We start from the raw sequence: 11,498 nt of genomic DNA on the forward strand, positions 1-11,498 counted from the left end.
TTTAGCTTTAAATAATCAGCCAATTGTTCTTTTTACTTATTTTTACTTCCCAATTTTTCCAAATATTCACCCAGTGGAATATCCAGTCCAAAACCATAAAAAGCATTGTCTCCAAAATTATAATCCTTAACAAATGGAAAGCCTAGAATTAAATTAACATCTAAAGCATTATAAAATCGCATCCCGACTCCTACACCAACATGCGGAAAATCAAAATTCTCGTTAGTAGTGGTATTAGCCACATTGTAGAGTAATCCTGATCCATAAACAATGCTATATATTTCATTTATAAAAGGAGCTTTTTTATTAAGGTAAACGTCATCTTTAACTACATTTTCATATCCTTCAAAGCGTTTGAAATTCGCAATACGCCATTTTACTCCTATTTTTTCTGAGGCAAAACTAATGTTGTTAATTGTTTCTGTATCTGAAATTTTGAAGTTTTTAAAAAAGAAATTTTGATCTAATCCCAGACTGAGATAAAGTGAAAAAACTGCTTTATTATTCCTGTTATAATATTGTTGCAACTCATTTAAAAATGAAACGACGTCTATTTCGACATATTCCTCTGCTGGATTAATTAAAGTATACTTTTTCATGGCATTGATAAAAAGTATGTAGCTGTCTTTAAATTCACCAGCTGTGAGATTATCTTCTACTTTTTTACTTCCATCTCTTAACATATTAACGATACTCTGATATGTTTCTGCCTTATCCAGGTTGTTAAGATTGGAAATAAACTCAAAGAGATTCATAAGTTCTTCATCATAATTTCCAATACCTTTTATTCCCTGTAATGCTCTTATCTTAAGTAAGGGAATTATAATTTTTGTATGGGAAATAATTGCATCATAAAGAGCATCATTTTTTTGATCTCTAACCTTAAGTTCTATCATTTTCTCTGATATGTACTCATCTAAATAAACGATATCACTCATATGGATATCATCATTATTAATGAGAGACTTTATTGTAGCGTGTATTTTTGGTAGAATAACTGAAGCCTTAGCAATAGTTGCTGAATCTACTTCTTTAATATCAAAGTCATTACCTGTTGTAACTTCATCTAATACAGTAGTTAAATATTCGTTGTAAAAATCATTTGACTCTGCAATTTTGTTATAATTATTATCAATATTTTTTCTGTTACTTTCTTTTATAGTCTTAATTTTTCTATTTCTAACTCCAATCTTAACATCTAGAGCCAGCATGAAAGTCTGATTTTTTTCAAACCCCGCTTTTAAATTCGATATATCAGCAGTTACAAACTTTCCTTCAATCCAAGAATTTATCTGGAGAGCTTCGCTCAGATATTCATTATTAGGTAAAGGTTTAAGATATTTATCAAGTTCAAGTATTGAATTTAGGGCATCTATAGTTAAAATATTTTTATCATTATTATTTGAAGAATTACGTATTTTAATTTTTTTATTTATTTTATCAATATATTCATTTACCACTTTTATGGTGGGTTCATCTGGAAAACTTGTCGCGTCTAAATGTTTTAGATCTGGTATCGAATTACTTGAGAACTTAAATTGAGCTTTGACTTTCAAAAAATCTTTTATTATAGCATCCACTTGATTTTGAACAGAAGGATCCTTAAATTCTTCTCTAAACGATGTTAAAATATTCTGAATCTGAACATAATCGTTGTAAGCCAGTATAGTTAATTTTCCGCAGTCACTCTCACAGTTCACATTTAAAGTTTCTTCAACATTTGGTCTACTCCTTAGTCTATCAGCATTTATGATACTAATTTCGCTCTCCAAATTTCTTATTTGATTGAGCATATCATTAATATAAGAATATTTGCTTTTCCATGATTTTTCATTTAACATTGGAGCAATAAGTGCAATACTCTCACCTTGTAAATTCTTCATAATATCAACTACTTTCTTGCCCTTGTTTTTCTTAAGAAATTCATTAATGACATCATAATTTTTTACATATGGCGTAATTTTTCTGCAAACATAAACTTTCATACTATCGAGACTTTTCTTAAAATCGGTAGCGTCCTTTTTTACTAGATTTGTTTTACTCTCTAGACCTGAATAAAATTCACTTGTCCGATAATCAATTTTATTCTTGAAAAAACCTTTCTTTTGTAACTCAGGAATATCTGACAAAGAAAGACTTACAACGTCGAGAATAATTCCAAAAGGAATCTCTATATAATATTTCGTTATATTTTTTACTTTATTGTCTAATATTATCTTTTCTTCAGCAATTTTTAAATTGCTGATTTTTTCTTTAAGTTCAGCTTTCTCTTTTGTATTTTTTCCATCTAGTTTATTAAGTTCATCGTTTAATTGAATTTCCATCTTCAGCAACTTCTCATATTTTGAAATTGAATTGTTAATTTCTATCAAATAATTATTTAGTTGTATAATGTTATTCCCCGATTGAAGATAATCTTTGAATTCTGATAAATAATACCCTACTGAATCAATGCTTTTAATGGCATTGTTTGACGACATTTGATCAATAATCTTCAGACTTTCAGTTTTTTTTAATGCGATAATTGCTTCCTTATCATTAGTAATATTTTCCCTTAAGTTCAAACGAGCTAATTTTTTTTTAAGTTTTATCAGATCATTCTTTTTTTTAACTAAACGGGCAAAATCATTTTCGCTCAAAGTATTTATAACTTTAAGACCACTTTCTACTTCTCCTTCAAGTGTATTGATTGATGCATTTAAGTCCTTCCGTCTATCATTCTTTTTATAATGATTTTCCCTTTGCTTTATAATCATATCTTGATTGTAAGGGGATGAAATTTTATACTTAGAATAAGCGTAATTCATATCAAAAAGCTGTTTCTCGGGAGATTTCAATATAGCGTATGCTACCCCTAAGGAAAGGGAATAATTTGTAGTAAGTTCCAGTATCTCTTTTTCAATTACCTGTGGGTTCTTTTCATTTAAAAGTACATTGAGACAATTCTGAACATAATATTTAGTTGTAAAATTTGCTTCAGGAAATAATCTGTACATAAACCTTCTAAGCGCTTCCTGTCTAAGCTCCTTTTGTTTGCCCATGATGATTTCAGTCAACACTTCGACATCAATTGTTCCTTTATTCATTGTTAGTTTCTCTAACCCTACTGCTAGGGTTGGATTTACCTGTGCTGAAATGGTTAGACTAAAAAATAATGTAAACAGTAAGAGTAGTTTTTTTTTCATAAATGATAGAATTAAGATTATGCTCAGATTCTCTTGTTAAAAAAATCTAAATACTATATCAAATATAAAGTTCTTCGGCGAAATGTAGTCGAGTATAAACACTTATTTTCAAATAGTTAGAATTGTGATTTATTCAATTTTCAACAAGACATTCAAGCCATATTAATAAAGGCAATAAAAGGCAATAAAAGGCAAACGCTACATATAGTAAGTCAATCGCTTCAAATACTTCTTAAATTAGTCTGTAATTTGTTTAGTCGAAGTCACAAAACTAAAAAGCTCAATTCGAAAGAATTGAGCTTTTTCTATGCACTTAAAGAATAAAGATTAATATTTTCTTAAATTTATGCTTATTAGTCCTTTTGGTGTTTCCCCAAAAAAAATACCAAAGCATCTTTTCAAGTATCTAGAAAGAATATCCTAAACTTAATTTTTGTTCCAGTTTGTTGCTACAAATTTGTTTAATTCATCCCTCATTATAATACTCTTGGCATCTGGCAATCTCAATAACTTTTCAGCCTTTTGAAAGCTTGCCTTTGTTTTCTCAACATTGTAATTCTTTACGAATGCATCGCAAAACCAAACAACTTCGTAAAGCTCTTTTTTACTAACCTTTTCTCTGTCTTTAATTCCAATGTAATCAGGATTGTCTCCTTTTGTAGTTGTGTTGACATAATCGTCATAGATTAAGTCATTTTCATCATACTTTACCATATTTTTAAATTTTAAATTTATCAAATTTATGTCTTTGCATATTATATGCTTTACGGTTATCCATAATCTGATATCAAATAAAAAATAGTATAGTCATTGACTTAATTTCTAATTCGTCCTTAGTATATTCAAAATTGACAAGATAAAATTAGGACATGACTCTTTCTTCAAATCTTACAGAAAATAATTTGAAGTTTGTATCTCTAAGTTCACAAAAACTACCCCACAACCCTATCCTTCTTCGCAAACATCAACCCCAACATCATTACGATAGCGCTCAAAATAATCACCTGTGTCAACAAGGAGTTACTAATAAAACCAACCTTTTTAGAAAGTGGTATTGACAAAAAAAGCATAATGGTTATTAAACCACGTGGTGCTATAAAAAGCAATGGACTAATCGGTGTTTTTGAAACTTTAAGTTGAATAAACCGAATAGAAATAATGACTGCTACAATACCAACAGCGAAAGGCAAAGTACTGGTATTTAGTACTGTTTCTGTAGTAATAGTATAACCAAAAAGCAAAAAGAATATCGTTCGGATCAGAAAAGCAACTTCTCCGATTAATTTGCTAAATCGGTGTACTTCTATATTCAATCGTTTGGGTTCCAGCTTTTTTATAAATGAAAAATGCGTTAATTCATCCAGATTATTCAAAAAGAGACCGAAGATTAAGATAAAAATAAGAGCGGGTAAATGATAAATTTTAGAAACCTCATAGATCAAAATTATCATGACCATAATGGGAATGAATTTTACGTGATGGTCAATTTTTTTGATCACAAAGGCTAAACCGATGCTTGCTATTAAGGATATAAGCAGCATGACCACAACTTGAGCAATAAAAGTTATAAATGACCCTAATCCAATAGTATCATTGGATAAGAAGAAATTAAAAATAATAACCCCTAAGATATCAGACATACTGCTTTCGTAAACTACAAATTCTTTTTTGTCTTCGGAAAGGTTCTGAACACTTGGAATAGCGATAGCACTACTGATAATACAAAACGGAATGGCATTTATAAAACTATTAATAATGGAGGCACCCGTAAAATAGTTGATTCCAAAACCAATTATCAGAAATAGAAATAATAAAGGGATTAAAGCAGATAAAAAGGACTTCGAAATCATCGCTTTTTTATTTTTATTGAGCTCTAAATCCAATCCCGCCTCCAATACGATTAAAATCAATCCGAGGGTTCCTATTGCAGGTAATAAGGGTTCCAGGTTAGGAATTTCTATTTCTAAAAAAAGTGCTGCATAACGCAAACAATACCCCATAAGCAACAATATAATTACGGTCGGTATCTTGGTTCGTTTTGAACTTAGGTCAAAGGCGTAGGCAACTAAAACAAGTAAACAAAGGGAGATTATCATAAATATAAAATATTTTTCTGGCGCTATAGAATTCAAAATTTAGCCGTTTTTAGGAAATGCAAAAAAGACACGGCAGCACAACTTTAAAATTCAATATACAAAAAAATGAGGGACACTGTTGTAAAGTTCAGTTTAAATCCTGTGATATGCCCATTTTAGTGGTAATCTGAAGAGTTATATCGTTTGATTTCTATTTGGTTTTACGATAAATAAATCTATAAAGGCGATAAATAAATACTGCCAAAGAATAAAAAAGGAGAAAGAAACCACGGCAAATTATAAGCATAAAAAAAGCATCTGCCGGTAACAGATGCTTTTTTTATACGCTCAGTAAGACTTTAAAGTACAACTACATTTACCGCGTTTGGGCCTTTTTTACCTTCAGCAATCTCGAAACGAACTTCATCGTTTTCACGAATGTTTTCTGTTAGACCTGAAACATGAACAAAGACCTCATTTCCACCATTCTTTGGTGTAATAAATCCAAAACCTTTTTCTTCATTGAAGAATTTTACTGTACCTTCTTGCATCTTAAAATAATTATTTGTTAAATACAAATATAATATTTTTAACAGTACTATTCTGAAAATAATAACTTATGTTGAAATATTTTATTCATTTTCAAATCTAAACAATTATAATTAAGATTCAGTTACACTCTGAACTTTTTTTTGTTCTAATTTATTTGGTGTCAAACCACAGTTTTGTTGTAAGCAAATCCTTTCCTTGAGCAGCAACTGCTGCCTGATAACTGGTCCCGTTCAGCGATTGTTCTGTACCCGGATAAAAGAAACGAGAAGGCAGTTGCCCGTCTAAAACAGTAGCCGGACCCGCTGTCAGTGCCGGATAGTCGAGTCTCCTCCACTCTGCAAAGGCATCCAGACCTTGTCCAAAAAAGGCAATCCACTTTTGTGTGCCTATTGATTTGGCGTAATTAGCGGCATCGTATTTTACGATCGGCTGATCCAAATAATCTGAAATAATGGTTGCATTGGTAATCCCAAATTGGTTGAATGATGCCGTAATCGCACTTTTATAAAGCTGTTCTGCGTCTCCGGCAATGTAACCACGTGCAGCCGCTTCAGAAAGATTAAACAGGACTTCAGAATAAGAAACCAGTATAGCGGGTGATGCCGAGGTTAGGAAATACGAGCCCGGTTTTGATGTTTTAGCAAAACCCTGACTGTTGGCATCACTGTTTGATAATCCGTTAGCGCCTCCAACGTACTTACCTACACTCGCATCTGATGGTAACTGAGCATACACAGGCAAACGTGGATCGGACAATTCCTTTAACTTATCTACTACGGTCTTTGAGATACGAAAATCATCACGTGTTTCAAACCATGCCGATGCCGGATTTTGTTGTGGCGAACTGGTGTAAACAAACTGAAAGATCTCACTATTGCTGCTAATTAGTCCCGCAGCATCAGTTGTTGCTTCAATTGCGGCTTGTTTAGCCAAAGCAGGTTCTCTGTCTGATATTCTCAAGGCGATACGCAAACGAAGAGAATTGACCAGTTTTTTCCATTTTGCGATATTGCCTTTATAAGCCAAATCACCCGTTACTGTTCCGTTTGTTGTAGCCAATAAGGACTGAGCACGTTTTAAATCTTCAAGCAATCCGGTATAGACTTCTTTTTGAGTATTGTATGCCGGTGTTACTTTTAGGCCTGCTTCTTTATAAGGAATGCTTCCGTAAGCATCAGTCAGTAATAAAAAGGTCCAGGAACGTAAGGTCAGTGCGATTCCTTTATAATTTGAATTGGCCTGCTGATCCGGAAAATTCAGAATCGTATTCAAATCTGTAATTAAAGTAGAGTAACCGGCATTCCACAAATAAGTAAAAGAATTGTTCGACACATCATATCGGTCGGGTTCGGTATATTGAACTTTAGCCCAATGTTGTACAAATAACAAAGACGAATTAAAGTTGTTGTCTGAGCCCCAGTATAAGTCGGCACCTTGTTTTAATGTTCCTGTTAAAAGGAAGGGTGCCAATGGTGTCTCTGTCGCATTTGGATTTTTATTAATATCATCCAAAGTATCACTGCAGGAGGTTAATGCCAATGCAGATAGAAGTATATAGGATAGTTTTTTTAACATGATTCGGTATTTTTAAAATTTAAGATTAACATTAAGGCTAAAACTTCTGGTGGTTGGCAACGATAAACTTTCAAGTCCTTGTGCATTCCCGGTGTTAAAAGCCGATTCAGGATCGATATTTGGTGCATCTTTGTAAATAAAAAACAGATTACGACCTGTAGCAGTAACACTTGCTCCTGCTAATCCAAGTTTTTTAGCCAGCTTCTTATCAAAATTGTAACCGAGTTTTACTTCTCTTAATTTTACAAAAGTCGAACTGTAAACATAGGCTTCGCTGATATTGTAAGAGGCTTTATAATATTCCTGCGCACTAATCACCTGAGTATTGCGAGTTCCATTGGCATAAACACCATTAAAAATAACACCATCATCATATACCGGTAGCCCGTTTGGAGCAGTTCCACCTGTTAATAAGGTTTTTGTATTGCCTGAATAATAGTAATTTAATCCACCGTTGGCAGCATCACGACCTGGAAGGGTTTGCGCCAGTACACCCGTATAATTTCCTGTTCTGTTCGTTCCTGAAAAAATCTCGCCACCTACACTGGCATCAACAAGAAAGGACAATTCGAGGTTTTTGTAGGTCAATGTATTTGTAATACCCGCCAAATAGTCTGGGGTATAATTCCCTAATACTCTCTTTTGAGGATCAGCTTTTGGCAATCCGTTTGCGCCTACTACTATATTTCCGTTTGCGTCACGTTGGTAAGCTGTACCATAAAGTGCTCCATAAGCTTGTCCAACCGATGCCAATACGTCAACACCTCCTGAAGAGCCGATAGTGTAGTTTTTAATCTTTCCTTCATAATCCAAAACTTCTACTTTGCTTTTATTGGTTGAATAATTTAAACCAATATTCCATTTGAAATTTTCACTTTGAATGGGAGTTCCGTCCAATTGAATTTCTAAACCACGGTTGTTTATTTTACCTGCATTGATTAATTGTGAATTATATCCACTGGCAGCTGTTGTTTTGATCTCCAGAATCTGATCAAAACTATTGGTGTTGTAATAAGCAACATCCAGGTGTAGTCTGTTTTTCCAGAAAGAAGATTCTATCCCCAATTCGGTGGAGCGGGTTGTTTCGGGTTTCAGGTCTTCATTAAGTTTCTTTTGTGAGGAAGTTTGAATTGGATTTCCATCAAATGCACTTTGAAAATTGTAAACAGTAGCCAATTGATAAGGATCAGCATCATTCCCTACTTCCGACCAACCTGCACGCAACTTTAAGAAGTCAAGCGTATTACTTTTCAAATTCAGGGCTTCGGATACCACTAAACTACCACTTACCGAAGGATAGAAATAAGAACGATTACTGCTTGGTAATGTCGACGATATGTCATTTCGCCCCGTCAGGTTTAAATAAGCGTAATTTTTATAGCCCAATTGTGCTGAAGCATACCCGCTATACACTCTCAATTTCGAAAACGTGTTTGATGATGTCAACGGATCACGCGAATTTGTCAAGGTATACAAATCAGGTACAGCCAAACGAGGCGCCTTTTGATAGTTATTAGCGTCACTATGGTTACGTACATTGAATCCTGCAAGAGCATCCAAAGTAAAATCGTCACTCAATTTGTTGTTATATTGCAAGATCGCTTCTGTATTTCTTTCTTCTACTGTATAAGCATCTTCAGCATACGAGCCGAATGGCGTTCCGTTTGTGCCATATTTAATGGTATACTTTCTGCGATCATTATAATAATCTACTCCTGTGCGGAATTTAAAATCAAGTCCGCTCGCAATCTTTGCTTCCAAATGAATATCCCCTATTAAACGATTGCGTTGTTGGCTAGTTGTATTATAATTGGCATTCCAATACGGATTGCTGTAATAGCTATTGTTCCAGTTGGTGTTCCAATCCTTGTTAAGCTCATTGATATCGACCTGACGACCGAACCAAAGAAACTGTAACATCACACCGGCAGCACGGTTCCCCGATGGTCCACCCGGTAATGTTGGTGCTGTGGTTACAATATAATTGGCTGTTACTCCTATTTTTATACTTTTAGATATTTGGTAATTAGTGTTTATGGTAAAGTTTGTTTTGTTGACTTCACTGTTAGGCACGGTCCCGATTTGTTTTTGATTATTGATTCCTAAACGAAAATCTGATTTTTCATCTGATCGGGCTATCGAAATACTATTATCGTAAGTAACCCCGGTATTAAAGAAATCTTTCACATTATCAGGATGTGCTACAAAAGGCACTGCTGCACCATTGGAATAGAATTGTGGAATAAGACGCCCGTCTAATTTTGGTCCCCAACTTTCATCAACTCCATCGTTTATTCCTCCTCCTTTACCGTCTACATAACTGAATTTTCCGTTTGATCCTTGTCCAAATGAATTCTGAAAATCGGGTAAAGTTGCTACTTTTGAAATTGTTATACCGGTACTAAAATTGATCCCCAATCCTTTTTGACCTTTTCCGGATTTCGTAGTAATAAGCACTACACCATGTGCAGCACGTGATCCATAAAGGGCAGCGGCGTTAGGTCCTTTCAATACTGTTAAGGTTTCAATATCCTGTGGATTCAAATCGGCAATCGCATTTTTAAAATCACGAGTTGCTCCACCGGAGTTCAACTGTGAGTTGTCTACCGGGATTCCGTCTACCACAAATAAAGGCTGATTGTTTCCGGCTATAGAGGTTTCGCCACGAATAACGATACGGGATGATCCCATATCTCCCTGCGAATTGGTGATTCGTACTCCGGCCAATTTACCCGTAAGGCTATTCAGGAAATTCGACTCTTTTGTATTGGCTAAGTCCTTATTTTTAAGAGACTGGGTAGTATATCCTAATGATCTTTTTTCTTTTGAAATTCCCAATGCCGTAACTACAACTTCCGACAACACATTCTGTTCTTCTGTAAGTGAAATGGTAATCGGGTTTTCAGTAACCACAATTTCTGCTTTTTTATAACCCAAATAACTTACAATTAGTGTATAAGGGAATTTTTGACCTGTTTGGAAATAAAAATTTCCATCTAAATCTGTTGCAACCCCATGTGTAGTGCCTTTAATATTTACGGAAGCACCGATAACAGGCTCTTTTGTAACAGCATCAATGACTTTTCCATCAAGTTTAGACTGGATTAACGGTTTTGTCTCCTGCGCTATACTTCCAATGGAAATTAGCAAAATGCATAACCATATAGAGCTATTAATTATTTTTTTCATTACTTTGTTTTGGTTTAATAAATAAGGCAGGCCGAAATGGATTTAATCCACTCGCGCTATCCTTATAGAGATGTACAATTTCTTTAAGCTTCGCCATTTCTGTTCCCGCAGAAATGGTTTTTTTTTACATGCAACGCATTCGTTTCTTCATTTTAAACTATTTTGGATTACTATTATATTTGAATTGATCTGTATAGCATTTCGTTCTAAAATTAAAAGCCAATCTTATTTGAAATTCTGCAAGAAGTATAGACTATCACTTTTAAAATTATCATAACATTTAAAAGATGAAAGAGCCAAATGACCCCCGCCTATTTAAAATAAAGTCTCTTTGCTGACTATCTTTTCTATTGCCTTTTGATTCATTTTAAATTCTACTAATTTGATAGAACAAAAGTATATTAAAAATGTAAAACCAAAAATTTTAGTTGTTTTTTTTTGTAAAAAAATGTTAATTCGTTCATTCTGAATGTTTCAAATCACTAACAATAAGACAGTTAATAGTTGAGCTCGTTTTGTGAAATGTGTAGGAATTTTTTTAATCAGATCGTATTGAATTAGAAATTAGTACTCTTTGTAAACCTGTTTAGAACTAAAAAAGAGGTCATAATGATCTTAATATGGATTTGATAATGCCGCAAAGACGCGAAGTCGCTAAGTTTTTTTTCTTTTTACTTTTAGGCTTTTTTCTTGTGTTGGAAGAAGCAGATCTTATATTTTTACAACAAAGTTTTTTAAGTCTTATTTCCTCGTTTCTCGCTTTTATAGTCTCGCAAAGTCGCGAAGTCGCTAAGTTTTTCTTTTTATTTTTTGGCTTTTTGCTTGTGTTTTCCTCTTTCTTACTGTGGGTTTCTTGAAATGACACAAGATTTGAAAGTTTTTTTCTATTTTTCATTAAAACTTTGCGACTTCGCGACTCTGC

Annotated in this window: 6 protein-coding genes; all 6 read right to left on the reverse strand. The window is 33.6% G+C overall.

The annotated features are described in order from the left end of the window. Positions 1 to 32 precede the first annotated feature (32 nt). The 6 genes from LNP23_RS16515 to LNP23_RS16540 all read right to left on the reverse strand — a co-directional run bounded on the left by LNP23_RS16515 (position 33) and on the right by LNP23_RS16540 (position 10,576). Positions 33 to 3,185, reverse strand: coding sequence for a hypothetical protein (locus tag LNP23_RS16515; protein WP_230002019.1), 3,153 nt, complete (start codon positions 3,183 to 3,185; stop codon positions 33 to 35). 426 nt (positions 3,186 to 3,611) lie between these two features. Then, positions 3,612 to 3,899, reverse strand: a complete 288-nt coding sequence (locus LNP23_RS16520; RefSeq protein ID WP_230002020.1) for a hypothetical protein — start codon at positions 3,897 to 3,899, stop codon at positions 3,612 to 3,614. Positions 3,900 to 4,117: 218 nt separating this feature from the next. Beyond that, positions 4,118 to 5,281, reverse strand: coding sequence for a cation:proton antiporter (locus tag LNP23_RS16525; protein WP_230002021.1), 1,164 nt, complete (start codon positions 5,279 to 5,281; stop codon positions 4,118 to 4,120). Between the two features lie 338 nt (positions 5,282 to 5,619). Continuing rightward, complete coding sequence (locus tag LNP23_RS16530; protein WP_047777553.1) at positions 5,620 to 5,811, reverse strand: cold-shock protein; 192 nt, start codon at positions 5,809 to 5,811, stop codon at positions 5,620 to 5,622. Positions 5,812 to 5,962: 151 nt separating this feature from the next. Continuing rightward, positions 5,963 to 7,387, reverse strand: a complete 1,425-nt coding sequence (locus tag LNP23_RS16535) for a SusD/RagB family nutrient-binding outer membrane lipoprotein (RefSeq protein WP_230002022.1) — start codon at positions 7,385 to 7,387, stop codon at positions 5,963 to 5,965. Positions 7,388 to 7,399: 12 nt separating this feature from the next. Continuing rightward, positions 7,400 to 10,576, reverse strand: a complete 3,177-nt coding sequence (locus LNP23_RS16540) for a SusC/RagA family TonB-linked outer membrane protein (RefSeq protein WP_230002023.1) — start codon at positions 10,574 to 10,576, stop codon at positions 7,400 to 7,402. Positions 10,577 to 11,498 lie beyond the last annotated feature (922 nt).

The organism is Flavobacterium cupriresistens, from assembly GCF_020911925.1.
Classification (GTDB): domain Bacteria; phylum Bacteroidota; class Bacteroidia; order Flavobacteriales; family Flavobacteriaceae; genus Flavobacterium; species Flavobacterium cupriresistens.

Excerpts from the sequence above, each read along its gene's own strand:
- LNP23_RS16535 (WP_230002022.1), bottom strand. The coding sequence starts at position 7,387 with ATGTTAAAAAAACTATCCTATATACTTCTATCTGCATTGGCATTAACC.
- LNP23_RS16525 (WP_230002021.1), bottom strand. The coding sequence starts at position 5,281 with ATGATAATCTCCCTTTGTTTACTTGTTTTAGTTGCCTACGCCTTTGAC.
- LNP23_RS16515 (WP_230002019.1), bottom strand. The coding sequence starts at position 3,185 with ATGAAAAAAAAACTACTCTTACTGTTTACATTATTTTTTAGTCTAACC.
- LNP23_RS16530 (WP_047777553.1), bottom strand. The coding sequence starts at position 5,811 with ATGCAAGAAGGTACAGTAAAATTCTTCAATGAAGAAAAAGGTTTTGGA.
- LNP23_RS16520 (WP_230002020.1), bottom strand. The coding sequence starts at position 3,899 with ATGGTAAAGTATGATGAAAATGACTTAATCTATGACGATTATGTCAAC.
- LNP23_RS16540 (WP_230002023.1), bottom strand. The coding sequence starts at position 10,576 with ATGAAAAAAATAATTAATAGCTCTATATGGTTATGCATTTTGCTAATT.